We start from the raw sequence: 23,973 nt of genomic DNA on the forward strand, positions 1-23,973 counted from the left end.
CAGTTCGTTCCGGCCCTGGCGGGCCTCCACCGGACCGGTTTGCTACGCTGCGCTTCGCAACCCGGCCGCTGAACATTAGCGTTAGAGCTATTTATGACCATTGAGCTAAATTTAAACACTGAAAATCATAATCATCGGGGTTTACTTTCTTCGTTGGTCGAGAACTCTGAGGAATCAATTCTCTGTTCTGGCTGGTTGAAGGTTGAAGGTGTGAGGCGTCTGGAGCCCTCTATCCGGAAGGCCGTCAGCAAAAATTTCTCAGTATCTATTATCTCCAATGCTGCTCACACACATAAACGTGCGGCGAAACTGATCAAAAAGTGGCCATCCGTTCAGCACTTTATGACGAAGCAAGATGCTAGAACATTACATTCAAAAATCTACTATTTCCGTACTGGAAAGAAGTTCACTGCTATCGTCGGGTCAGCGAACATCACGGAGGGCGGCCTAGTGTCGAGTGACGAAGCTAGCCTTAAGATTTCAGGCACTGTCGAAGATGATTTTCATTTAGAGATTAAGAGTTACCTAGATAATTTGGTGAGCCAACTACAATAAGGCTCTAACCAATCACGCAAGGCGGACGCGCGGGGCGCGCCGCTTCGTTTTGGCGTTAAACGCTAAAGGGAGTTTTCGGTGAACAAGGAAGACCTTTCCCCAGAAGACCAAGCCTATTACAAGCGTTTTGAGTTCAAGCCGTTACGAGTATTGCTGTATCTGCTTGCAGTAGTTTACTTGGTGCTTGTTTATGCAGTCGGTGGTTCCCAATTCAGCGGAGGCTTTTTCAGCGGCGCGGTCGGAACCTTTGTTCTGATTCAGGGTGTCGATCTCTCTCATAGAAGACTGATCGTCTTTGGCGGATTCCTGACAGTTGTGAGCGTCTTTCAAACAATATTGTCGGTGTTTTAGCGACTATTGAGCGCCCATTGCAAAAACCTTTAACAAGTTGTTGTAGTTCGCTCCAGCCTTTGGCCTCCACCGGACGCCCCTGTCGGGGCGCCGCTAAACAAAAGCGTTTTGTTCCTGTTTCACACTATACGGACGTTTCCAAATGAAGAAAGAAGCGCCTATTGTCAGGCTGTTTTTTGCCAAGATGAAGCCAGCGTTTTTCCAGCTTTCTGAGGAAGAACAAAGACAGTTTATGGCCAAGGATAGAGCTAATCTTGACGCATTGGGTATGAAGGCAATTTCCATGATCGATTGCACCCAAAGCGATGACGAATGGGAATATATTGGTGTCGAAAGCTGGCCCTCAATGGAGGCTGTGAGGGAAAGGGAAAAATTTGAAAATGAGGAACTACAGATTTCCCGGTATGTGAAATATAAAGTTCATCTGGGTGTTGAGCAGTCCTTCGAGGAATACGGTCAACCCCAGTGTACATAACAAGTGAGTCAAGCCGACCGTTTTGCGCTGGCGCTCCAAACGGCGGCTTACCCAGGGCGTTGGCCAAAGGAAAAGCCCTATGAAACCCGATTTCACTGTCAGGAATGAAACAAGCGTCGACGTCAGCGCAATTAGCGAAGTGACTATCGCTGCCTTCAATACGCTGGAGATCAGCAACCACACGGAGCAATTTATAATTGAGGCGCTGCGCGCCGACAATGCCCTCACGGTATCGCTGGTCGCAGAGATGGACGGCCGAGTAATTGGTCACATTGCGTTCTCGCCCGTGACCATTTCCGACGGCACACCGGGCTGGTACGGACTTGGACCTGTTTCGGTCTCGCCGGAATACCAACGTCAGGGCATTGGCAAGGCCCTGATCCGCCAAGGATTGGCACAACTGAGGGAGATGCATGCTCGCGGCTGTTGTCTCGTAGGGCATCCGGAGTACTACAGGAAGTTCGGATTCGATAACGTTCCAGAACTTGTCCATGAGGGAGTCCCACCGGAAGTCTTTCTTGCAATGTCTTTCGACGGGAATATTCCCCAAGGCACTGTCACTTTCCACGAAGGATTCAAAGCGGATGGCCAACAAGAGCACGCAGGCGACGCTTGACGTTCGGCGTTAGGTTTTTATGCCATCAACAAGGAACAATAAATGGAACATCCCTTTGCAGATTTAATTGGCATGGAGGTTAACTTTTTAGAGCTTGGGAAAAGCGAGTGCTCAATTCCTGTCTCAAAAAAACTTCTGAATCCACACAAGGTAGTGCATGGGGGGGGTCTTATATTCGCTAGCGGATACTGGTATGGGCGCGGCATTGTATCCAATGCTTTCAGAAGGTGAGTTGTGTGCAACGATCGAAATCAAAATCAACTATTATTCTCCTGTCCATGATGGCCGTCTTACTTGTGTTACAAAGGTTGTAAATAAAGGCAAATCTGTGGCTAACCTTGAGTCGGAGATCTTATGTGGTGACAGGTTGGTGGCAAAGGCCAACGGTAACTATTCGATATTCAAGCCAAGTAAAACCAGGTGACATAAGCGGGTAAAACCTAAAAAGGCCAGGCACGGCGCCGACTTTTCGTTGCGGCTTTGCCTACACTACAAAGGCGCGCATGCTGGCAGCGTTAGGGCATAAGGAAACACCATGGATCAGGCAGAATATTGGTACGCGATAGCTTCAGTGCTTCTGTTTTTCAAGATGTTCGCGATCTCCGCATATCAGGGATTCCATCGAATCGGGAAGCTCACATTCAAAATCCCTGAGGATGCAGCTTTCGTCGGGCGCGAGCCCGCCGAAGAGGAGTTACCACAAGTTCAAAGAGCTGCCCGAGCCTGGCTAAACGATCTCGAAAATATTCCTGTTTTTCTCGCGCTGGGAGTTGCTTACATCTGGGTTGAGGCTACTTCGGGGATGGCCCCTTGGCTGTTCATGGTTTTCACCGCAGCGCGTTATCTGCATACATTGTTTTATCTTGGCGGGATCCAGCCGTGGCGTACGGTGGCATATGCAGTTGGTGTGGTGTGCATGTTTATCATGAGTTTCCAGATTCTCTATGCACTTCCCTAACAAGGTGGTCAACGGGGCCGTACGTCACTGCGCTCCGTTGGCGCCCATTCCCACTGGCGTTATGCATTTCTGAGTCAGTGCCATGAGTGAAAGTCTTCCCATCGTATTCGGGATTTACCCAGTACTTCTGTCCGGGATCACACTAATTTGGCTGCTTCGTCTTCAGTATCGCAGTTGGCCGAATTGGGCAGCGTGGGTATTGGCTTGCGGCAGCATCATTGCCTTCGCTTTTATAACGGGTCCTTGGGTCTACACGAGTTATTACTTGCGGTACGTTTTTTTAGGGCTATTCGCCCTAACCGCCGTTTTCTCTTACTTCCGAATGAAGCGCAGTAGGCCTTATTCTAGAACGCGCGGTGACCGTATCTCTGTCGCCTCTGTATTGATTTTTCTTCTTTTTTCGGTACTGAATACCTTGGCCATTGCGTCGTATTATCCTTCTGGGAAAACGCTTGACGTAACATTCCCACTCAAATCAGGCACCTATTATGTCCTACAAGGTGGCGACAGTATTGTTACGAACCCTTTTCACGCGCTGGCCGACACCAAGCAGGCCATCGACATCGTTAAGCTGAACTCGCTCGGTAAACAGACAGACGATTTGGCCCCTCGTGCGTTGAGTGCCTACCAAATCTTTGGCGAGAAACTCTATAGCCCATGCCAGGGAAGTATCTTGGAGGTTCGCGACAGCTTGCCGGACAATCCTCCCGGAAACCCCGATATAAAGCATCCGGAAGGTAATTACATAGTGTTGAAGTGTCTCATGGGGAATATATTAATGGCTCACCTGAGGCGAGGCAGTATTAAGGTAGTGCCGGGGGATGCTGCGACCATTGGACAGCCTTTGGCTGAAATCGGCAATTCAGGAAATACACTTGAGCCACACTTGCATATTGAAGCAACGAAAGACGGCAAACCGGTATGGCTTAGTTTTAACGGACTGTCTTTGTCGATCAATAGCCTGATAACGAGGAAGTGAAAATACACAACAATGTCATCTACGCGGACAGTAAAACGTGTCGCTTCTTTGTCGCGTCACTTTTTGCTACCCGTTATGCCGAACGTTAGGGCTCTTGGGTGAATATGGAAGTTTCGATTAAGGCTGCAAACACTGAACACCTAAAAGGGATACACGAGTTAGTTCTGGAATGGGGGCACCCAGCAAGCGAGCCAGAAACTCTTCAGTGGCTCAAAGAAATAATGAAATCCTCAAATCATCAGGTATTCGTGGCCGTTTCTGATGATTCGGTTCTTGGGTGGGCTGCTGTGGAGAGGCGCATATCGCTGGGTCAGGGATTTATCGCCGAAATTACTGGCTTGGTCGTGCGCTCAAGTTATAGGCGGTTGGGCATAGGACAGTCGCTGGTAGACGCTGTTGAGGGGTGGTCTCAAAATTTGGGTCTCTCACGAATTCTCGTTCGCTCGAATGTGCGTCGTTTGGAGTCGCATGAGTTTTACCCTTCGATCGGTTTTGAGCTTGCGAAAACGACAAATGTTTACGCCAAAGAGCTCAACGGCCCTAACCAGTCATGGAAGGCGGACGCGTGAGACGCGCCGCTTCGTTTTCGCGTAATAAGTGGCTTTATCCACGCCCCAGTTACTGGTTATATAGTCACTACTTTCCCCAATCAGGCCATCACCATGACCATTGAGCGTATTTCCACGAACAGCCGAATGAGCAAGATCGTAAAACACAATGGCACCGCTTACCTTTGCGGCCAGGTTGCCAAGGACAGGAACGGCGATATTCATACCCAGGTAACCGGGATGCTGGAAAAGGTGGACGAGTTGCTGGAAGTTGCCGGCTCCGGCCGAGACAAAATCCTGTCGGCAACGATCTACCTGGCGGACATGGCTGATTTTCAGGCCCTGAACGAGGTCTGGGATAACTGGGTGCCTGAAGGTACGGCGCCGGCCAGGGCCTGCGTGCAGGCTCAGATGGCGTCTCCGGAGTTGCTGGTGGAAATTTCGGTGATTGCCGCGACCTCCTGAGGATAATCGGGAAGATCCGGCGTTCCGGCGCGCTTCAGAACCAGACTCCAATTTTCATTTTTGTCAGGAGCACACCATGGCGTCCCCTCTCGTAACCACTGACTGGCTGCAGGAAAACCTCGATAACGAGCGGTTGGTTCTGATCGACGCGAGTATGGCCACCGTTATTGGTAAAGAGCCGATCGTATACGATCACCCGGTGTGGATACCGGGTAGCTACCAGATTGATCTTGAGGGAACCCTTTGCGATACCGGATCTTCCCAGCTCCATGCCTTCCCCACGGAGGAACAGTTCACGCAGGAAGTTCGCAGACTGGGCATTACGCCCAACAGCCTGGTGGTGCTCTACGACAACCAGGGAATCTATTCGGCTCCCCGGGCCTGGTGGATTCTGCGGTCGATGGGTCTTGAGCAGGTTTTCGTGCTGGATGGTGGCCTGCCACAGTGGTTAGCGGAAGGCCGCGATACCGTGTCGGCGCCGGTTAGAGAAGCGGCTTCCTCCGGCAGCATGGTGGGCAATCTTGATCCCGGCCGGGTTCGGGATTCCGCCTACGTTTTACAGCATCTGGAAGACGAGCAAGTGGCCGTTATTGATGCGCGATCCCGGGCGCGGTTCCTGGCACAGGCGCCGGAGCCCCGCCCGGGTGTGCGTGGTGGCCATATCCCGAACTCCCTCAACCTTCCGTTTACCGAGGTGCTGGAAGGTTACCGTTTTAAACCGGCCAGTGAGCTGGCGGAAACGTTTAAAAACCTTGCTCCGAACCTTCGTCCCGGCAACGGACACCAACTGGTCTTTTCCTGTGGTTCCGGAGTCACCGCCTGCATCATTCTTCTGGCGGCCGAGGTGGCGGGATATGACCAGCTGTCACTGTACGACGGTTCCTGGGCGGACTGGGGCAGGGACGAATCGCTGCCGGTGGCCTAAGCCCGACGGCAGGTTTTTATCAAGCGATTATGGGTAGTCAGGCCATGCGTTTCATGGTGCGGTCTCCCAGCATGTACTGGTGCGCCAGGGCAGCCGCCACGTGTACGCCGATCATGAGCCAAAGCACGTTCGCCAGTACCTCATGTACATCTTCTCCGCTGTCTTCCAGCCACTCCACTTCCGGGCCGTAGCCAAAGACTGTCCAGCCGAAAAAAGTGACGGGATCGCCTTCGCCAAGAGACGTGGCGAGGCCTGAAAGCGGCATCAGAATCATCAGAGCATAAAGCAAGAGGTGCCCTAGTTTCGCCATGGTGGCCCAGTGCGCGGGTGGTGACAGACGCGAGCGGTTCAGCCATCGCCACAGGCCACGAAAGATCACCAGCCCGAAGATAGTCAGGCCCAGGCTCTGGTGCCAGCCCATAAGAGAGGCTTCGGAGAGGGTGTGTTCCAAAGCTTCAAACCAGACCTCACTGGCGAGCATAACCAGCAGCAGAACCGCCATTATCCAGTGCACAGCCCGGGAAACGGCACCATAACGGTTGTCAGCGTCCATCAATGTCATCGGGATTCTCCTTGATCAGAGGGTGGCGGGGTACCTGAAGTGCCCCGCGCTGGCTGATGGCAATCAGTCCCGGCGTGCGCCGCGAACCGAGGCACCGTACTGGTTGAACTCCTGCTCCCGGATCAGATTCTGCTCGGCATCCCGAAGCTGTACCCGGTAGGTGCCATCGGAAGTTTCCTCAACGGACACATCCACGCCTGGGCCGAAGCGTTTAAGCGCCTGACCATAGGCCATGATGCGCATTTCTTCGGTGCTGTATTGCTTGAGATCTGACCCCATGGCTTTACTGTGGTGGCGATTCTCGTAACGATCATCACAGTCACCTCTCCTGTAGTCGTCATCGGCAGACACAAGCAGTGGCGTGGCGCTGAGCAGCGCGGCGACGGAGAGGGCAGCAATGGTGGTGGTTTTCTTCATGGTCGAACTCCCTGGTTGGAAAAACCCATGACGGAATGTCATCGTTGGTCGGGAGTTATTGCACCAAGGAAACGTCGCAGAATTGTCTCGGTGATGCGCCGACTTTGTCGCAACTTGTCGCAAGGCCTCGAATTGCGACGGTTTTTGACAAGATCGCGCCCAAGCGGGAAGTCGACTCCCCTATAATCAGGGCAGACGGTAATTCAACGGAGTAACGAGTGAGCGACACTCCCGCAATCCTGGTGGTTGATGACCATCGAGACATTCGCGATCTGGTCGGTCGCTATCTTCAGGAGCATGGCCTGCGCGTGCTGCTGGCGGATGGGGGCGATGCCATGAAGCGCCAATTGAAACAGCATTCCGTCGACCTGGTTGTACTGGACATCATGATGCCCGGCGATGATGGCCTTACCCTCTGCCGTTACCTTCGTGAGCACACCGAGTTGCCGGTGATTCTGCTGACCGCCATGAGCGAGGAAACCGATCGCATTGTCGGTCTGGAAATGGGGGCCGACGATTACCTCACCAAGCCCTTCAACCCCCGGGAACTGCTGGCTCGCATCAAGGCGGTTCTGCGCCGGACCACGGCGCTGCCACCCCAACGCAGCCCTATGGCTGGGCAGTGCCTGACGTTCGAAGGCTGGAAGCTGGACGTCGACCGCCATCAACTGGTTGATCCGGAAGGTGTCGAAGTTTCGCTGAGTACGGCTGAATACAAACTTTTGCTCGCCTTCCTGGAGCACGCCGGCCGCGTGTTATCCCGGGATCAGCTGATGGACCTTACGCTCGGCAGAGAGGCCGATGCCTTCGACCGGAGCATTGATAACCATGTCAGCCGCCTGCGTCGCAAGATCGATCCGGATGCCCGTAGCCCCAGGCTGATCAAGACCATCTGGGGTGGGGGCTACCAGTGGATCGCTGCGGTCGAAGGGGCTGAAAAATGAGACTGTGGCCCCGGCGCGCCGGCGGGCAGCTGGCGCTGTTGCTGATTCTGGTGCTGCTGGTGGCCCAGATTATCACCATCGTTATCCTTGCTGGCGAGCGCCAGGGTGCCCTGCGCAGTGCCAGCCTGGAGCACGTCCTCCAGAGGGTGGCCGATGGCTACACCCTGGCCGATACCACAGACCCGGATCGGCAGGAGCGTATCCTGCGGGCACTCTCCAGCCCGACCCTAAGGCTGTCCATCGATCCTGCGCCATATCTGCCCGAGGATCGGGCCTCCGGTATGACGCGCCGGCTGGCCGACGAACTGGGTCTGCCGGTGGACCAGGTGCGAACGGCCATGGAGGCTGACGAAGACGACTGTCTGCCCGGTCGCGATGCCCATCGGGACCGTGAACGACACGACGAGGATGATGAGCATCACGAGTATGAAGAACACCGTGACGATGACGACCATCGCGATGAACGTCACGAATGCCCACCGGTCCTGGGGGTTTCCCTGGCCTTGTCTTCCGGCCAATGGTTCAACGCCAGTGCCCGGCCACCGGCGCCCTCCTGGTTGTGGTTGAAGGCCACGCTCACCAGCGTTGGCATTACCGCTGTGCTGCTCACGCTGACCCTGTTGCTGGCGGTCCGTCGAATCCTTCGGCCAATGAACGAGTTGAGCAGGGCGGCGCACGCGTTCGGGCGGGGTGAAAAAGCCCGGATTCCTGAAAAGGGACCGGAGGACGTCCGTGAGGTAACCCGGGCCTTTAACCGGATGCAGGATCAGGTTGGCCGGGCCCAGGAGGACCGGGCAAGACTGCTGGCGGCCCTGGCCCATGACCTCAGAACCCCCATCACCTCCATGCGGCTGCGGGTGGAAATGCTGCCCGAAGGCGAGGACAGGGACCGCCTTCTCGATTCGCTCAGCGAGATGCAGCATCTTGCCGAAGCCACGCTCGATTTCATCCGGGGCAGCACCACCGAACAGCATCGCCGCTATGATCTGGCCACCCTTCTGGACAGTCTTTGCGGTGATCTTCAGGAAATGGGCCTGGCGGTCCACTGCGAAGACAGCCCGAGATGTGTGCTCCAGGGGCAGCCCGAAGCCGTCAAACGTGCCCTGCGTAATCTGATTGAGAACGCGGTAAATTATGGCGAGCAGGCGGAGGTTACACTTGAAACGACGGACTCGGAGGCGGTTGTCACCATCGTCGATCAGGGGCCGGGTATTCCTGAAGCCGAACGGGAACGGGTTTTCGAACCATTCTACCGGCTGGAACAGTCACGCAGTCGGGAAACCGGCGGCGCAGGCCTGGGCCTGGCCATCGCCCGCACCCTGATTCGGGGTATGGGCGGTGACATCCGTCTAGGGGCGGGTCCGAATGGGAAAGGCCTTCGGGTGTCAGTAACTCTGCCTGTGTGATTAAAGCCTGCGCCTGCCCTGGCCGCATCCGCTTTTGTTGCGCTGTCATTGTGCCCAGTTGTTGGTATCGGTTACTTCTGGTGGCGGGGAATCCATGTCAAAACTCAGCCTGAGAAAGACCATCAGCCTCGCGGCGGTTTCACTTCTTTTGCTCGTAGAATTCGGGATGTTCTACGACTTTTTCTACCCGTTTCAGTTCCTGTGGAGTCAAGGCCAGATAACCGAGCTCCTCCTGTCGGTGATGGTGTTCCTGTGGAGTCTGGCAGGAGTGTTCCTGGTCTTTTTCAGTGACCGCAGTCTTTTCCGAAAAATCACCCTGCCGTTTTTTATCTTTTTCTTTCTTTCCAATATTGGCTCCTTCCTTGTCTCAAACGCGCCTATCGATTTCCAGCAGGCAGACCTGATCGTAAGTTACTTTCAATGGTGGGCCGGGGCCGTGGTTGAGAATATTGGCCTGGCCGTACTGCCGCTCTTCATCGTCCTTGTACCGCTTATTCTTTTCGTCGAACGTCTGCCTGGTCTTTTCAAACTGAATATTCCGGGGAAGTTCTACGCCGTTCCAGTCATCACCGTACTGCTTGTCTTTATCGCTCTGCTACGTAGCGATGGCATTTTTGATCGATATCCCTCTTTTTTCAGGGTGCCGGCACTGCTTGTATTTGCGGGCCAAAGCGAGCTTTATAGTGGTGAGCGATCCGGGGTCAGCTACTCCGGTTCTTTCGAATCGCAGGTCGAGAAAATTGTTCTGATTGTCGATGAAAGTATCCGTGCAGACATTCTGGGCATCAATGGATACAGCAAGGATACGACCCCCTATCTCAGCTCGGTGGAAGGGGGGCTGGTGAATTTCGGTTTGGCTGCTTCAGCGTCAAACTGCAGTGATTATTCCAACCTCATCCTCAGGACGGGCGTTAGAAAAGAGGCGATCCCGGACCGGGATCAAATGAGCTTGAAGACACCGACGATCTGGCAATTCACCCGTCGGGCAGGCTATTCAAATGTGTACCTGGATGCGCAGAATGCCGAGACGTGGGCGAACTACCAGAACTTCATGAATGACCACGAAGCCAGCTTCATCGACGATCTGCTAAGGCTTCGCCAGGAAACCGCCTTTGAGAGTGACGGCGTTGCCCGTGACACGTTAATCGCGCTGCTCAAGCAACCCGGCAAGACCTTTATCATGCTGAATAAGTATGGCATCCACTTCCCGTACTTCCGGAGTTACCCCCTGGCGTCCACTCTCTTCACCCCGGTGCTTGAACCAGGGGAGCCAATGAACGATCAGGAAAAATCCCTGAATTCATACATGAACGGACTGCGTTGGAGCGTCGATGATTGGTTCAGGGACTTGTTATCCGAAAGCGGCGAATTCAGGAAGTACGTCATCGTCTATACTAGTGATCATGGGCAAAACATCGTCGATGACGGGACATTGGCCACACACTGCAGGCCGAGAGCGAACCGTTTCGAGGGTATTGTGCCCATGATGGTCTTCTCCAACGTGGCGGGACCTCTGGAAAGGTTAAAGGTGGCTCAAGCGACCGGTTATGACCGAACCAGCCACTTTCAGGTATTCCCGACGCTCCTTATGTTTGCCGGCTACAATGATTCATGGGTGACAAGCCATTATGGCGCATCTCTGAGCGAGCCTCCCGGCACTGCGCCGGAGTTTTTTGTGGGAGACGCCTTTGGCCGTGGATCGGTCAGACAATGGCGCTCGATATTTCCGACAGATAACGATGATGGTCAGTGACCAGAATCTATTCCCATTATTCGGGCTTGCGCCTACACCAAAAATTACGTGATTTTGGGGTCATGTTATGTCGTCGGTTGCAGATGATTCACAGGTAGCCCAGGCAGCGTCCCCTCATCAGTGGGCCAGGCTGGTGGTGTTGTATCTTTTAATACCACTTGTCCTTCTGGTGTGCGGAGGGGATCTTGGTTGGTGGCAGGGGTGGGCCTATTCCCTACTGATATTTGTGGTCGGCCTCGGGGGCCACATTTGGGCGGAAAGGCGGCATCCGGGATTGATGGCCGAACGACAAAATATGGAGAAGGCCCAGAGCGCAAAAGCCTGGGACAAAGTACTTGCGCCGTTGATGGCCCTGAGCCTGAGTTTTCCGCTGGTTATTGTCGCCGGGCTGGATCATCGCTTTGGCTGGTCACCGGTAATTCCGTTGGGGCTCATTGTGCTCGGCTTCCTCCTGACCGCGCTCGGATACGCTTTCGCTACGTGGGCGTTGATAGAGAACCGGTTTTTCTCAAGCGTTGTGCGCATTCAGGTGGAGCGAGGGCATGTGGTGTGTGACAGCGGCCCTTACAGGATTGTGCGACATCCGGGCTATGCCGGAAACATTGTGGCACTGGCAGGCATCGTGCTGGCCTTGAACTCACTGTGGACACTGATTCCGGCGGCGGTGGCGCTGGTCATTGCGGTGATCAGAACGGTGCTGGAAGACCAGACTCTACAGGACGAGTTGCCGGGTTATCGCGACTATGCGCAACGTGTGCGCTATCGGTTGATTCCAGGGATTTACTGACATTATTTTCCAGGAAGAAATACACACTGCATGGCAGGTTTCCCATAAAAACAACAATCCGATAGTCAGACTATTCTTTTCCAGGATGAAACCGGAGTTTTTTCAGCTGTCCGAGGAAGAGCGCAGACAGTTCATGATTCGCGATGGCGCCAACCTTGATGCCCCGGGCATGAAGGCGATTTCCATGGCCGCTGGACGCCCTGGTCGGGCGCCGCTCAGATGAATGTCCAGGCCAATACGCTCGTAATCTTGTTTCCCTGCTTCATCTCTATTTCCCGTATATCGACTGCACCCATCTCACGGATCAACGTCTTTGCAGGCTTATGACCGATGCGATCGAAAGCGCAGGACTCGCGCGCTTGTCGGTGTCGTTGGCGCACACGGGCGCTGCTGGACCAGCAGGGCCTGTTGCAGGCCGAGTAACGAGTCGTACATCATCGCGTGAATATCCAACAAGGCCTTCATGGGGCTGCCGGCCATCCGGCGCCGGGCCTCGATCACAAACTGCAGGCCCCGTAGCCGCCGTTGATTGCACTCCGAACTGCGGCGAATACAGTCTTCGATCGCTGCCGCGCGTAATCTCTCAAAGCCTTCCGGATCGCGTTGGGCCAGATCCTTGAGCGCGTCGAACGTGGGCATTTCCATAACTTGCCTCCCTTCCTGGATTCAAGTAACAAGTACTGCACCACTGCTTTTCAAAGTCCCTGTAACCCGCGTTCGACAGTCCGGAATCTAGCTTCCTCACCTCGCAGAAAAAAAGCCGGGACACTTTCAGTTAAGCCTCGGCGGGTTCCGGAATCAAGCTTGTGGCCTAACGACGTCAATCTTCCTACGTCGGCCGTCACGGAGCTCTTGGTTAACGATCGGCGTTCGCCGGCGGCACCTCACTTTGCCCACTATACTCAGCTTTGACGAATGCAAAGGAGGACGTGAAATGAAAAGGATCGCAATCGTTTTGTTTTCAACTTTGGTGCTCGCGCCAGTACACGCGTTCGCTGAGGAAATGAGATCACAAGCCCCGGAAAATGCCGAAGCGTATTTCGTCCAGCCAGACGATGGTGCAACGGTTGAGGGTACCTTCAAGGTCGTGTTTGGTTTGCGGAATATGGAGGTTGCGCCTGCGGGGGTGGAGAAAGAGGGGACGGGACATCACCACCTGCTGATCGATACCGACGTACCGACGGATTTGAGCCAGCCACTTCCCGCCACCGATCAGGTCCGGCATTTCGGCGGCGGGCAAACGGAAACCGAGCTCACGCTGCCGCCCGGCGAGCATACCTTGCAACTGTTGCTGGGTAACCATGTGCATGTGCCGCACAATCCGCCCGTCATGTCCGAGCAGATCACGATTACGGTTGAATGATTGAGCCCGGGGTGAGCTGGTTCCCGGTCAGTTTTGCAGGCGGATATCGTCTTTCCAGCGAAACCCCACGCCACCGGCTTGCCAAACGCCATCCTTATTGAATGGATGGGGGCCTGACATGTTGATGTAGGTTGGCAAGCCGAAGTGAGGTGCTAATTCCCGTTTGGATTTAATCGTGACACGATCCATGATCCGCAGGCCCTGCTCGCCGGCTGGCATATGGGCTTCGGGCGATGCCCGGTGGGCGACGGCCCAGTTGTCGATGAAGAGCAGATCGCCGTTGTCATAGTGGTAGCGTATCCCGTACCCCTTCTCGAACGAGTCGTTCATCAGATCGTTGTAGTCGTTGAACAGCTCCTTCATTTCGGCGTCGTTCAGCAGCCGGAATTTGTCGGCGGTTGCCGGTTCCTTCTGCAGCTCCTCGATCGAGAGCCCATCCTCCGGCAGCCGCTCGAGAACGGCCCCGGTCATACCCAGGTGAAGCCACACGCTTTTTTTTCCGGAAACCGGGTGGGTGTGGACCACGGGATGGGTCACGCTTGACGCAGAATTGACCGATACCAGGCGCTGCCAGAACGCCTGCTTGTGCGCGGGCAGGGCATCAAAGGCTGCGCCCTGGTGAGCGAAGTGCGTGCCGCCCCCGCGCTCCGGCGCCCGGGCCATGTAATAGGCGGAATGTGAGAAGGTTGCCGCCTCGAAGCTGCCATCGTTGTGCCACTGGGGGCCCACCCCGAGGATTCCATAGCGGCTGTCGTTGGAGCAGCGAAAGATGTGCCGGTTCCTGTCAGGCGTCGCGGGATGGACGCCGTGAGTGGAATGGATTTCGTGCGCCCCCCACCATTTGCTGGCGTTGATCAGTTCATCGGGTGAGAGATCGGTCTGGTGTTTGAAGACTATGAAGCCCCGGTTCGCCATTTCCACTTCCAAAGCCTCGATGACAGGTTTCGGAAGCTCCGAGCGGACATCTGCGCCGTATATCTCAACGCCCAGTGGTTCGAGTTGTTTGAGGGTTAAACCCTCGTTCTCGATCAGGGCAACGCGCTCGGGGTCTAGCGGAGGAAGGGTCGGTGGTGTCCCGTTGGTGTCTTCGGATACGTGTTCCATGATCGTGACTCACCTCGCTGGTCAATTTACACACAGCCTAACGCAGTGAGTGACACAGACAAGGGGGATCAACTCAACGCTTTTTTCTGTGCTTTTATCAAGGGTCAGGAATGTTCGCCGCAACAAGGCGCGCGTGTGAGCCCCCACGTGGCAGGTGAAACGGAGCTGGTCCCTAGCAAACGAGATGCTTCGTCTCCCCGCTTTCCACATCACGGTATTCGATCTTCACGGTCTTGAAGTTCAGATCGACGAACAGGCGGCAGTAATAGTCACCGTGGCGCCACGCCATGGCGACGCTGGAGTCGTTGGAGTAGTTCAGCTCAAAGTGGCCATCGAAGGCGGGGTAGTTGCTGCGGAACTTCATCAGGCTCAGCAGGCGCTGCACCACTGGCTTCTGCATGTCCTGGTCCACTTCCTCGAGGCTGTAATAGTGCCGGTTGATGTCCCGCAGCTCGCCGGTCTTCTCCATCAGTTCCTGATCGTTGCAGCCGGCCAGCAACCCCACGTAATAGACCTGCGGGATGCCAGGGGTGAAGAACTGGATCGCCCGGGCAGCAATGTAGGCGTCGTCGTTCTGCATCAGGGCATCGTAGAAGGTGCAGGTGAGCTGGTAGATGGCCCCGACGCTGTGGATGTTGGCAGCGGAGCGGCGCAGGATCGGGTCGGCACTGCGGGCGTCGATGTTGTCGATCAGGACCCTGATTTTCTCGTCCGGCAACACCCCCTCCACATCCGGTATGCAGATGCCGTCGTGGGTATCCAGCACCGTCACCATGTTGCGCGGGCACATGCGCAGCCAGTTCTTCAGGTACACACTGTTGGCATCCAGCAGCGAGTAGAGCAGGAGGGGCGGCAGGGCAAAGCCATAGGGGTGCATGTTGCGCCGGCTGATGGCGTACTGGTAACTCGTGTGGTCGTGCACCTCCGGCAGGCACTCGGCGCCGTGTTTCAGGGCCACCTCGTTGATCCAGTCCAGGATCCGGTACACCTCGGGCTCCACCAGAAAACAGCTGGTGCCGATGCGCTTGGTGGTGTAGCCGAAGGCGTCCAGCCTGAGCAGGTTTACGCCTTTGGAGGTCAGAAAGCCGATGTAGCTTTCCATGAGGTTGTAGGCCAGGTCGGACTCGTAATTGAGATCAATCTGCTGTTCCGTGAAGGTGCACCACACCCGGGTCCTGGTGCCATCCGCGAGGGTAACTTCCCGGAACGGTTCCTTCTCTTTGCGGATGTGGATCTTGGCCATGTCGTCCGGGGAGATCTCGCCGAACTTGTCCACGTGCACGAACAGGTCCGCGTACTCGGAATCGAAACCCTTGGCAATGAAGTCCCGGAACTCCGGGGATTCGTCGGAAATATGGTTCACGGTCAGGTCCACGCACAGGTCGTATTTCTGCGTGAACGCCTCGATGTCGTCCCAGGTGCCGAAGGCCGGGTCCACCTCCTTGTGCGTCAGCGGCGAGAAACCGCCGTCCGCGTTGGACGGGAAAAACGGCAGAATGTGCAGCCCTCCGATTGCCTCCGGCAGGTATTTCTCCACCACGGTGTGGAGATCTTTCAGATCCTTGCCAATCCGGTTCGGGTAACAGATCAGCTGCACTGCATTTTTGAGCAGCATGGTTGGACTCCTGGGTCATCACTGCCGGGGATTAGTACCGATCAAGCCGCGCTCTGGCCCAGCGGTACGACTTTCTTTAGCTTGCTGATGCGCCGCTGTTCCACCGCGTCGATGAATTCCTGACCCCAGTATTCGATATCATAGCGGCAGACCGCTTCGAAGGCCTCGCTCAACCGGTTCCTGGCCTCGCCCGGACTCATGGCCAGGGCGTAGTAGCAGGTGTCCGCCAGGTCCTGGGGGTGGTGGGGGTTGGCCAGAATGGCGCCCCGGAGCTCGGCTGCGGCCCCGGCAAACTCGGAGAGCACCAGCACGCCGCAGCCCTTGGTGAGGCCCTGGGTGGCGATGTATTCCTTGGCGACCAGGTTCAGACCATCCCGCAGCGGCGTAATCCACATCACATCCGCCATGGTGTAATAGGCCACCAGTTCCTCGAAGGGCAGTGCCCGGAAGAAGAACTGCACCGGGGTCCAGCCCACCTGGGCAAACTGGCCATTGATGCGGCCCACGGTCTGTTCGATCTGCGAGAGCAGTTCCTCGTAGATGGTCATCCCCTTGGCCGCGGGTACGCACACCATCATCAGGGTGACTTTGGTTTCCAGTTCCGGATTCTCGGTGAGCATCCGCTCGTAGGCATGCAGCTTTTCCAGAATGCCCTTGGTGAAATCGAGTCGTTCCACGGACAGGATCAGCCGGATATCGGTCAGTTCCTCACGGAGGCTTTCCATGCGGGCTTTGACGTCGTCATCGGCCAGAGCGTTGCGAACACGGCTCAGGTCGAGCCCGACCGGGTGGGCCCCGAGACCAATCTTGCGGTCGTTCACGGTAATCTCGACGCTCATCTCGTCCAGGCCCACGGCACAGCCGTAGGTCAGGAAGCGTGGCGCGCAGCCTGCCTTCGCCGTGACCTCCAGTGGCGTGACGCCCCGCGCCACATCAACGAAGTTCTCGGCCTGCCTCGGAATATGGAACCCGATGTGGTCGCACTGCAGCAGGCTGCCGATGATTTCCCGCCGCCAGGGCAGCACGTTGAACACATCGGCGGACGGGAAGTAGGTGTGGTGGAAAAAGGCGATGGTCACGTCCGGGCGCAGTTCCCGCAGGAAGGCGGGGACCATCCACAGGTTGTAATCGTGAATCCAGACCACGGCGTTTTCCGCGGCTTCCTCGGCGGTGCGTTCGGCAAAGAGCTTGTTGACCTTGAGGAAGACCTGCCAGTGGTCATCACGGAAGGTGGCCCGCTCCCAGAAGGTGTGCAGGGTCGGCCAGAACGCCTCTTTTGAAAACCGTTTGTAGAAGATGTCGACATCTTCAGCGCTTAACGGAACCCGGGCGGCCACGAGCTTTTCGTAGCGCCCGGTGTCCACCTCGGTGTGGGTCTGGAACGGGCCAAGGTCGGGATCGTCAATGGACCAGGCGACCCAGGACCCTGCCTTGCCGCCGGCAAAGAAACTCAGCAGGGTGGGGATGATGCCGTTCGGCGAGCGCGGCCGGCGCCGGATCAGTTCGCCATTCTCCACCACCTCTTCATAGGGCAGGCGATGGTAAACGATCACCAGGTCCGACTTACCCGAGCGCATGGTGTCCGGGATCTCGGCGTCTATGCCGGCATGACCCAGAAAGCCGAAATGTTCGAAAGCCTCCAGAATCCCGCCACAGCCGTTCGCATCTGCGTGAAACACCCGCGCCTGGTGTTCGGTGGCCTCCAGCAGGCCGCCCTCGGAAGACCCGACACACACACCTTTGAAACTCTGCTGGTACATCGACAGATCGTTCAGGGTATCGCCGGCGACCAGAACCGATTCCGGATCGGCCCCCAGGTGCTCAACCAGCCGGCTCAGGGTGCTGCCCTTGTTGACGCCCCGGGGCAGAATGTCCAGGTACTTGCCCCCGGAGAACAGGACATCGCAGGACAGGGTTTCCACGTGGGCCCGAAGGCCGTCGCTTGCCGCGGCGCTGTCGCAGAAGTAGGACACACGCCTTTCCTGGGGGACCTCCTGGCGCTGCAGGCCCTCGAAGGACGTCAGGGCCGCCTCGACCAATTGTTCTCCGGGCCAGAGTTCGTCGATTTTCCCCTGCAACGGCTGTATTGCCTGTTGGGAGCCGCCGTGGACCACGGTGCAGCCCACGTCGCAGATGATGTAATCGGGTTCCGGAATGGTCGGGTCGGAGAGCAGGGGCAATACCGATTCCAGCCCCCGACCGGTCACGAAGACCAGCTGGATTTCCGGGTGGGCCGCGATCAACTGGTAAAGCCTGAGGCGATGGTCCGGATCACCGGCGAGAAAAGTTCCGTCCAGATCGGTGGCGAGCAGCATGGTGGTGCACTCCTGTCTGAGTATTTCCGTTGGTCCTGAATCTGAGGACTCTGACAGCAGTACTTGCAGGTTTTGTACCGGGCTTCGGCCTTCGGGTGCGGGTTTTGTTCATGAATTGTACAAATAGTGTCCTGAAAACAAGGACGTGTGGCCAGTCCGAAGATGCTGGTTATTTTCAACACAACCGGCCTGTGTGGTGCCATAACAGTGCGGCCATGTAGCCTGTGCGTTATTTCGGGGCTGTTGGGTTGTGCCGCTGGACACTTTATTTATCGTTTTGGGAGTATCCGCCGGTGCGGAAAGTCGCTAACTTTGACTTCAGCGCGCTAATGGAGCAGCAGATGTCGGGCAAGCTATCGCGGATGCCGAGCGCTCCTTCCTTACCATTTTGGCGACCATCAGGCCCCAGTTATGAATGTGGATAAAGCAAAAAAACGCATCGCAAAGCAGGTTAAGAAAGGCTTTCACGGGTATCCGCTGATCTCGCTGGAGTACTTCGGCAAAACGCCGGATACGGCAACGGAAGTCGTTATTTCATTCATTTCGGAAGAAAACGCCGAGCCCGAGAAGCAAACGTTTGCCAGTGACAGGGATGCCCGGGAGGATGAAACGATCCAGTCGACTCTGGTGAAAATTATCGAGCGCGCGGATGCGAAAACCGTGGCAGAGATTGAGGGTGTTTCCCGTCTCGGCTGACAGGGGCCGGTCGAGTGACCGGCCCCTCTCGTTCTTACTCGATCTTAACCCGCTGCCGCCTGGATTTGGTGGACATCGTCACTGCTGAGGGGTTTTCCTCCGATTCCCCATTCCCCCTCGCTGACTTCTTTGATGACTACCCAGGTCAGACCTCGCATGGCTTCGCCCTCAATACCCACCATGGCGTCGGTGACTTTCGCGATCATCTCCTGCTTCTGTGTCTTGTCGAATACGTTCTCGATCAGGTTGATGGTGACTAATGGCATGGTCGTTCTCCTTGCTCTGGTTGAAAGCCTCCCGTGATGGGCGGCGTGTGAAACAACTTGAGATCAGTCTACGGGGTTGCCCCGGACCATACTTGGGGTGAGTGTGGGGAATATGTGGAGAATCTCGGGGTGTTGTCTGCTAATTTTATAAACAGCTAGTCATAGCGGACTCGATCCATGATTTTCAGTTTTTCTGATTTTCAGTTGGACACCCATCAGCTCCAGCTGCGTCGTGCCGGCGTAGCCCAGCCCCTGGAGCCGCTTGTCTTCGATTTGCTGACCTATCTGGTGACTCACCGCGACCGTATCGTCAGCCGGACGGAGCTGCTGGACCAGCTTTGGACGGGCAAGGTTGTCAGCGAATCCGCTCTGAGCAGTGCCGTCAAAGCTGCCCGCCAGGCCCTGGGGGATAACGGGCAGACACAGGGCTTCATTGCCACCTTCAATCGTCGGGGCTATCGCTTTGTGGCCGACATTGATGCCCCCGATCCCCTTGCCCCGGACTCTGAGTCAGATGCCATGCAGCAGAGCGCTGCCGAGGCGCATCAGGAGCTGGCCGCCGCCTGCCTGTTTTCGTCCCGCAATGAACGGGAGAAAGAGCAGCCCGTGCTGGCGGTGCTTCCGTTCTCTCACGGCGTGGGCATTGACCAGACCGCCTGGATTGCGGAAGTGCTCAGTGAAGACATCAGTATTCACCTGGCCCGCATTCCCGGTTTTCTTGTGCTGTCTCGCAATACTGCGTCCCAGTACCACCCGCGGGAAGTGAGCATTCAGCACATCGCAAGAGAGCTGGGGGTGGACTACGTCATTGAAGGCTCGGTGTGGGCCATGGGGGACAATCTGCGGGTCGGGGTCCAGCTCCTGGACGCGGCGAGCGGCAGCATGCTCTGGTCGGACCGGAAACTGATTCCGGCCGAAAGCCTGAACGCGCTGGAAGAGGAGGTGGTGCGCGAGATCGTGAGCCGAATTGAGCCCGAACTCAATCGGGCTGAATTGAGCCAGCTCCGAAAGCGACGCACGGTGGATCTGGGTGCCTGGGCCCTGTATCGCCAGGGGCACGCCATTCTTGGCCAAAAAGGCTGGAGTGAGGAAAGTTTCACCGAAGCTGCCAACCTCCTGCGACAAGCGATCCAGCGGGATCCGGAACTCGCGTTTGCCCACGCCTATCTGGCTCTGATTATCGCCATTGGTCATCTGGTGGGGCTCATCCGTGGGCACGAATGGCTCATTGAGCTGAAAAAGCCGTGGCTCTGGACGGCCAGGACACCGATGTCCTGGGCTATGCCGGCTGTGCGTTTGCCGATATGGGGGACCTGCAACGGGGCGTCGGCATGTTACGTCGCGCCGTGGAACTGGATCCGAGTAATGCCCAGGCGACGGCCGCACTGGGGGCTGCCATGATTCGCCAGGGCGATGTTCAGGGCATCGATTTTATGCTCCGGGGCATGAAGATCAGCCCGCGTGATAATCGGCGCTCGGCCTGGGGCGCGTTGCTTGCCAGGGGAATGCTCAATTTCGGCCAGATCGACAACGCGATTCGGACCGCCAGTGATGCCTGTCGTTGTGATGACCGGATTTTCCTGCCCAGAGTAGTGCTCGCCATTGCCCACATTCACGACGGCAACATCCCACGGGCAGTCGATGCCTTGAGCGATGCCCGTCGTATCCGGCCGACTCTGGGCCAGAGGGAGATCGCCTGCTTTGCCAGTCGGGCCGAAATGGCGTTATTGCAAAAAGGGGGCTTGCTGGCTGGGCTGCCCACCTAGAGGCACTCGAGGGGTGTCGGCCTTGGTACCTGCCGCCGTGGTATGGTGCAATAAATCTGATTGTTCTTCGGACACTCAAAGCGGTCGCACAGGCTGCCCCAAGGAGACAAACATGGCCGAGGTGATTCTGGAATCCACCCTTACCTGTCCCGAGTGTGGTCATCAGAAAATGGAAGTGATGCCGACAGACGCGTGCCAGTACTTCTACGAGTGCGAGGCCTGCAAGGCATTGCTGAAGCCGAAGGAAGGTGACTGCTGTGTTTTCTGCTCGTACGGCACGGTTGTCTGCCCGCCAATGCAGCAGGGGGTTGGCTGCTGTGACCCGGGCACCCATGCCTCCTGATTAGGGGGATTGGTCAGAGCGGCTTGCGGAGAAGAGGCGCCTCGCATTGTCGGGCTGTCACCCTGTACCGCCAGTCATGTGCTAGCCTTTCAGGACAGACCACCATCCACGACAACACCTTGTGGAAGGGATTCCTCATGTTACTGGGCAGGGCTAACGCACCGGTGCAGTCTGATGCGGCCAGCCAATCGGCGATCACCGTTTGGGTGTTTTTACTGTGGTTGGTGGTGATTCTGGTACCGGTAGCCGGTGCCAAGGCCGAGCCTCACAATGCTCGGGCGCCTGAGTTATCCGCTTTGGCCGACACGTTGAGCGACTGGATCATCGGGCAAACCCGGTTTTCGGAAACCGAGCTGCCGGACATCGAGTTCAAAACCCAGATTGAGCTGGCAGAGCTGAGCTTCCCGGGCTTCTCCCATGACCTTCTGCCCAGTATTCGAGGGGCCTATGATGCCCGATCGGTGGTGATTTACCTGAATACCAGCTTTGATTCCGACAGTCTCCTGGACAACAGTTACCTCCTGCACGAGCTTATGCACCATTTTCAGGTGCAAAACCTGCCTCCCAACCTCAGGGGTTCAAAGCCTGCCATGGAGGCCGAAGCACTCAGGGCGCAGCTGAAGTGGCTTGAGCAAAACGGGGTGCCCGACGGGATGAGGCAACTGGATGTCGATGAGAAAACTCTGCGGATGCTGGAGGCTTCGCCTCGATAATCCCGGGCGGCGTTGCACCGCCCGGGAGTGGTCTATGGATTAGGGCGTTGCCGGTCCGTTGCAGTAAAGCACGTCGGTGGCATCTTCACAGGTCCACTGGAAGATCCACAGCCCGGTGTTGCGGTCAGTGCCCAGGATGTACTGCTCACCGTCCACTTCCGTGACATGAACACCCCAGAAATTGGAGCCGGCGGCTTCGCCGTATTCCTCGCCCGCAATAAAGCGCCCGACTTCGTGCATGTTCCAGGACACGACGCCTTCGCCCTTGCTGTTGTCATGCAGGTGGCCAGGGCGCCACTCCACAGCTCGCATGCCCAGAGAATACCAGCTGATGAAGGTGCGGTCCGGATTTGCCGGATCGATCTCCAGGTTGTGCATGGTCAGGTCGCCGGCGCCTGAGGCCAGTGCCGGATCCGTGGCTTCGGCCGGAGCGTAGTAGCCCATCTCACCGAGGTAATCCACGGTGACGGTCTCGCCGTCCATACCGAGTGGGACCCTGACCTGGGTTGAAGTGTTGTTCAGGGTGTGGAAATAGCCCCAGCCATCAAAGACGGCGCCCAGCGTAGCCACCAATCCCAGTGACGCGGGAGCAGGCAGTGCCGGGTTGGAGCCCTCCCCATCGGGGCAGAGATTCGGGTCGTAGCCATCGATGCCGAGGATCGCAAAGCCCGAGGAACGCGGCACGAACAGCATCGGGATGTTCGCCTCCACCAGCATCGAAACCGACGCTTCGCAGTTGCCAGGTGCTGCCGAGTTGAAGACGATGCCCGCGCTGTAGCCGGCGGCCTCAATGGTCTGGGCTTTCAGGGTAAAGGCACAGGCCCCGCGTTCGATCAGGGCAATGCTTGCGCCCACTTCGGCGGCTGGTGTCAGGGTGTCACCGCAGGCCAGGCCGACAAACGCGGTTTGTTCCGTCAGCTCCGTAATATCCGCGCCCGGTCCGATCTGGGGCACATCGCTGCCCTGACTGGCCCGGTAGGACTCACCATCGGCGGTGATTGCAGTGAACAGGGAATCGAAGTCCTCGTCGCCCGCAAAGATCTTGTCAAAGTTGGGGCCAGCAAAGACAGCTGCGTGGGCGTTGCCTTCCGGCGGGGAGGTACCGTTTACAGGGTCCGGATCTGGATAGGTGGAATCACCCAGAAACACCGGGTTATAGGGATCATTGATGTCGAGCGTGACAAATCCGGCGTCCCAGTAGGAGAGCACCGCCTGCCAATTTTCACCTGGCCCCGGGTCCATGTCGTTGACCCAGATGTCGTGAAGCAACGGGGCGCCGAAGCTACCCATAAACAGCTGGCCGTCGTTGGTGATCTCCGGGTTGGTGGCAAGCCAGGTCTCAATCCCCGTGGTGGTGATCAGCTCGGGCGATTGAGGCTTGGTGATATCGGCGATTTTGAGGTCGTCGAGGGCGACGTCATCGACGATCAGCAGGTAGGTGTTGCCGCTTGCTGTGGTCCACGGAAAAACGTTGTGAACCGGAAAATCGAGAAAGTTCTGTTTCAGTGGGTGGGGTTGCGCCGGATTGGTGACATCCCAGAGGGCGATCCCGGACTGGCCTCGTTGTCTCGTGCCGTTGCCATTGATGAGGCCGCAAGGTTCCAGGGAGTGGATCAGCACATCCCGGTCACCGACCTGGGTCACCTTGACGTCATTGATCCGGGTATCCGGCGGGGATTTGATCATGCCGACCGTGACTGGATTGGCCGGGTCACGGATGTCTGAAATGAAGACACCGGCACGGGTGCAGTCGGGCTCCTGGAAGGTGCCGATATAGGCGTAGCCGTCATGTGCCCAGACGTCTGTATAAAGACCGTTGGAAATGCCAGCGAGCGTATCGCGGCCGATGACTTCGAAACCGTAGTTTACATTGGCCGGAATGTGGCCATCCGGCAGTGGCGAATCGTGTAGTAGGTTCTTGTTGTCGGCTTTACTGCCGTCCGAAACGTGTTGTTCGTCTGCCAATGCGTGAGTCGCAAGTGATGCAGACAGGGCGACCACCGCCAGTGGGCGCCAAGCGCGAGTTATAGCCATGTTGCAATCCCTGTTGG

Annotated in this window: 29 protein-coding genes; 21 read left to right on the forward strand and 8 right to left on the reverse strand. The window is 56.8% G+C overall.

The annotated features are described in order from the left end of the window. The first annotated feature begins 93 nt into the window (after positions 1 to 93). The 10 genes from QQF73_RS00005 to QQF73_RS00050 all read left to right on the forward strand — a co-directional run bounded on the left by QQF73_RS00005 (position 94) and on the right by QQF73_RS00050 (position 5,872). Entirely contained in the window at positions 94 to 555 is a 462-nt protein-coding gene (locus QQF73_RS00005; protein WP_285366737.1) for a phospholipase D-like domain-containing protein, read from the forward strand. 78 nt (positions 556 to 633) lie between these two features. Further along, complete coding sequence (locus QQF73_RS00010; RefSeq protein ID WP_285366738.1) at positions 634 to 906, forward strand: hypothetical protein; 273 nt, start codon at positions 634 to 636, stop codon at positions 904 to 906. 142 nt (positions 907 to 1,048) lie between these two features. Beyond that, entirely contained in the window at positions 1,049 to 1,381 is a 333-nt protein-coding gene (locus QQF73_RS00015) for a hypothetical protein (protein WP_285366739.1), read from the forward strand. A gap of 79 nt (positions 1,382 to 1,460) precedes the next feature. Continuing rightward, a complete protein-coding gene (locus QQF73_RS00020) occupies positions 1,461 to 1,997 on the forward strand; it encodes a GNAT family N-acetyltransferase (protein WP_285366740.1) in 537 nt (178 codons plus the stop codon). A gap of 157 nt (positions 1,998 to 2,154) precedes the next feature. Then, entirely contained in the window at positions 2,155 to 2,421 is a 267-nt protein-coding gene (locus QQF73_RS00025) for a PaaI family thioesterase (RefSeq protein ID WP_285366741.1), read from the forward strand. A 111-nt stretch (positions 2,422 to 2,532) separates the two neighbouring features. After that, a complete protein-coding gene (locus QQF73_RS00030) occupies positions 2,533 to 2,955 on the forward strand; it encodes an MAPEG family protein (RefSeq protein ID WP_285366742.1) in 423 nt (140 codons plus the stop codon). 82 nt (positions 2,956 to 3,037) lie between these two features. Continuing rightward, positions 3,038 to 3,934: a M23 family metallopeptidase gene (locus QQF73_RS00035; protein WP_285366743.1), complete on the forward strand. Its 897-nt coding sequence runs from the start codon at positions 3,038 to 3,040 to the stop codon at positions 3,932 to 3,934. 104 nt (positions 3,935 to 4,038) lie between these two features. After that, positions 4,039 to 4,503 carry a GNAT family N-acetyltransferase gene (locus QQF73_RS00040; RefSeq protein ID WP_285366744.1) on the forward strand — a complete coding sequence of 155 codons (465 nt, stop codon included), beginning with the start codon at positions 4,039 to 4,041 and terminating at the stop codon, positions 4,501 to 4,503. Positions 4,504 to 4,596: 93 nt separating this feature from the next. Further along, complete coding sequence (locus QQF73_RS00045; RefSeq protein ID WP_285366745.1) at positions 4,597 to 4,947, forward strand: RidA family protein; 351 nt, start codon at positions 4,597 to 4,599, stop codon at positions 4,945 to 4,947. Between the two features lie 76 nt (positions 4,948 to 5,023). After that, positions 5,024 to 5,872, forward strand: coding sequence for a sulfurtransferase (locus QQF73_RS00050; RefSeq protein WP_285366746.1), 849 nt, complete (start codon positions 5,024 to 5,026; stop codon positions 5,870 to 5,872). A 37-nt stretch (positions 5,873 to 5,909) separates the two neighbouring features. Here QQF73_RS00050 and QQF73_RS00055 read toward each other — a convergent pair whose 3' ends face one another. Next, entirely contained in the window at positions 5,910 to 6,434 is a 525-nt protein-coding gene (locus QQF73_RS00055; RefSeq protein ID WP_285366748.1) for a cytochrome b, read from the reverse strand. Between the two features lie 63 nt (positions 6,435 to 6,497). After that, positions 6,498 to 6,851, reverse strand: a complete 354-nt coding sequence (locus tag QQF73_RS00060; RefSeq protein ID WP_285366749.1) for a hypothetical protein — start codon at positions 6,849 to 6,851, stop codon at positions 6,498 to 6,500. Between the two features lie 218 nt (positions 6,852 to 7,069). Here QQF73_RS00060 and QQF73_RS00065 point away from each other — a divergent pair, with 218 nt between their 5' ends. The 5 genes from QQF73_RS00065 to QQF73_RS00085 all read left to right on the forward strand — a co-directional run bounded on the left by QQF73_RS00065 (position 7,070) and on the right by QQF73_RS00085 (position 11,964). Further along, on the forward strand, positions 7,070 to 7,795 hold the full coding sequence (locus QQF73_RS00065; protein ID WP_219867409.1) for a response regulator: 726 nt from the start codon (positions 7,070 to 7,072) through the stop codon (positions 7,793 to 7,795). Then, positions 7,792 to 9,201, forward strand: coding sequence for a sensor histidine kinase (locus tag QQF73_RS00070; RefSeq protein WP_285366753.1), 1,410 nt, complete (start codon positions 7,792 to 7,794; stop codon positions 9,199 to 9,201). Before QQF73_RS00065 ends, QQF73_RS00070 begins: the two co-directional genes overlap by 4 nt. Positions 9,202 to 9,295: 94 nt before the next feature. Beyond that, complete coding sequence (locus QQF73_RS00075) at positions 9,296 to 10,954, forward strand: sulfatase-like hydrolase/transferase (protein ID WP_285366755.1); 1,659 nt, start codon at positions 9,296 to 9,298, stop codon at positions 10,952 to 10,954. 277 nt (positions 10,955 to 11,231) lie between these two features. Then, positions 11,232 to 11,741: a methyltransferase family protein gene (locus QQF73_RS00080; protein ID WP_219867406.1), complete on the forward strand. Its 510-nt coding sequence runs from the start codon at positions 11,232 to 11,234 to the stop codon at positions 11,739 to 11,741. Between the two features lie 85 nt (positions 11,742 to 11,826). Further along, positions 11,827 to 11,964 (forward strand): hypothetical protein, encoded by a 138-nt coding sequence (locus QQF73_RS00085; protein ID WP_219867405.1) that lies wholly within the window; start codon positions 11,827 to 11,829, stop codon positions 11,962 to 11,964. 98 nt (positions 11,965 to 12,062) lie between these two features. On the opposite strand, the gene QQF73_RS00095 is transcribed toward QQF73_RS00085, so the two are convergent. Next, a complete protein-coding gene (locus QQF73_RS00095; RefSeq protein ID WP_219867404.1) occupies positions 12,063 to 12,386 on the reverse strand; it encodes a DUF3135 domain-containing protein in 324 nt (107 codons plus the stop codon). A gap of 289 nt (positions 12,387 to 12,675) precedes the next feature. Between QQF73_RS00095 and QQF73_RS00100 the strand changes: the two genes are divergently transcribed. Then, positions 12,676 to 13,104, forward strand: a complete 429-nt coding sequence (locus QQF73_RS00100; RefSeq protein WP_219867403.1) for a DUF4399 domain-containing protein — start codon at positions 12,676 to 12,678, stop codon at positions 13,102 to 13,104. 27 nt (positions 13,105 to 13,131) lie between these two features. Here QQF73_RS00100 and QQF73_RS00105 read toward each other — a convergent pair whose 3' ends face one another. The 3 genes from QQF73_RS00105 to ggpS form a co-directional block, all read right to left on the reverse strand. Further along, a complete protein-coding gene (locus QQF73_RS00105) occupies positions 13,132 to 14,208 on the reverse strand; it encodes a TauD/TfdA dioxygenase family protein (RefSeq protein WP_285366762.1) in 1,077 nt (358 codons plus the stop codon). A 172-nt stretch (positions 14,209 to 14,380) separates the two neighbouring features. Then, entirely contained in the window at positions 14,381 to 15,823 is a 1,443-nt protein-coding gene (gene gtfA / locus QQF73_RS00110) for a sucrose phosphorylase (protein ID WP_219867401.1), read from the reverse strand. Between the two features lie 41 nt (positions 15,824 to 15,864). Beyond that, positions 15,865 to 18,138: a glucosylglycerol-phosphate synthase gene (gene ggpS / locus QQF73_RS00115; protein ID WP_219867400.1), complete on the reverse strand. Its 2,274-nt coding sequence runs from the start codon at positions 18,136 to 18,138 to the stop codon at positions 15,865 to 15,867. A gap of 411 nt (positions 18,139 to 18,549) precedes the next feature. Between ggpS and QQF73_RS00120 the strand changes: the two genes are divergently transcribed. Beyond that, on the forward strand, positions 18,550 to 18,834 hold the full coding sequence (locus QQF73_RS00120) for a hypothetical protein (protein WP_285366764.1): 285 nt from the start codon (positions 18,550 to 18,552) through the stop codon (positions 18,832 to 18,834). Between the two features lie 44 nt (positions 18,835 to 18,878). Here the strand turns inward: QQF73_RS00120 and QQF73_RS00125 are convergent, their stop codons facing one another. After that, the gene (locus tag QQF73_RS00125) at positions 18,879 to 19,100 is read right to left on the reverse strand and encodes a tautomerase family protein (protein WP_219867398.1); all 222 of its coding nucleotides are present in this window, start codon (positions 19,098 to 19,100) and stop codon (positions 18,879 to 18,881) included. Between the two features lie 177 nt (positions 19,101 to 19,277). Here QQF73_RS00125 and QQF73_RS00130 point away from each other — a divergent pair, with 177 nt between their 5' ends. The 4 genes from QQF73_RS00130 to QQF73_RS00145 all read left to right on the forward strand — a co-directional run bounded on the left by QQF73_RS00130 (position 19,278) and on the right by QQF73_RS00145 (position 21,922). Further along, on the forward strand, positions 19,278 to 20,501 hold the full coding sequence (locus tag QQF73_RS00130) for a winged helix-turn-helix domain-containing protein (RefSeq protein ID WP_285366767.1): 1,224 nt from the start codon (positions 19,278 to 19,280) through the stop codon (positions 20,499 to 20,501). After that, a complete protein-coding gene (locus QQF73_RS00135) occupies positions 20,432 to 20,866 on the forward strand; it encodes a tetratricopeptide repeat protein (protein WP_285366768.1) in 435 nt (144 codons plus the stop codon). The genes QQF73_RS00130 and QQF73_RS00135 overlap by 70 nt, the downstream gene beginning before the upstream one ends. Positions 20,867 to 20,978: 112 nt before the next feature. Then, positions 20,979 to 21,209, forward strand: coding sequence for a GDCCVxC domain-containing (seleno)protein (locus tag QQF73_RS00140; RefSeq protein WP_219867396.1), 231 nt, complete (start codon positions 20,979 to 20,981; stop codon positions 21,207 to 21,209). Positions 21,210 to 21,346: 137 nt separating this feature from the next. Beyond that, positions 21,347 to 21,922 carry a DUF6647 family protein gene (locus QQF73_RS00145; protein WP_219867395.1) on the forward strand — a complete coding sequence of 192 codons (576 nt, stop codon included), beginning with the start codon at positions 21,347 to 21,349 and terminating at the stop codon, positions 21,920 to 21,922. A gap of 39 nt (positions 21,923 to 21,961) precedes the next feature. Here the strand turns inward: QQF73_RS00145 and QQF73_RS00150 are convergent, their stop codons facing one another. Next, complete coding sequence (locus QQF73_RS00150) at positions 21,962 to 23,956, reverse strand: PA domain-containing protein (protein ID WP_219867394.1); 1,995 nt, start codon at positions 23,954 to 23,956, stop codon at positions 21,962 to 21,964. Between the last annotated feature and the right edge of the window lie 17 nt (positions 23,957 to 23,973).

Origin of the sequence: Marinobacter albus, assembly GCF_030238305.1 — a bacterium.
Lineage (GTDB): Bacteria > Pseudomonadota > Gammaproteobacteria > Pseudomonadales > Oleiphilaceae > Marinobacter > Marinobacter albus.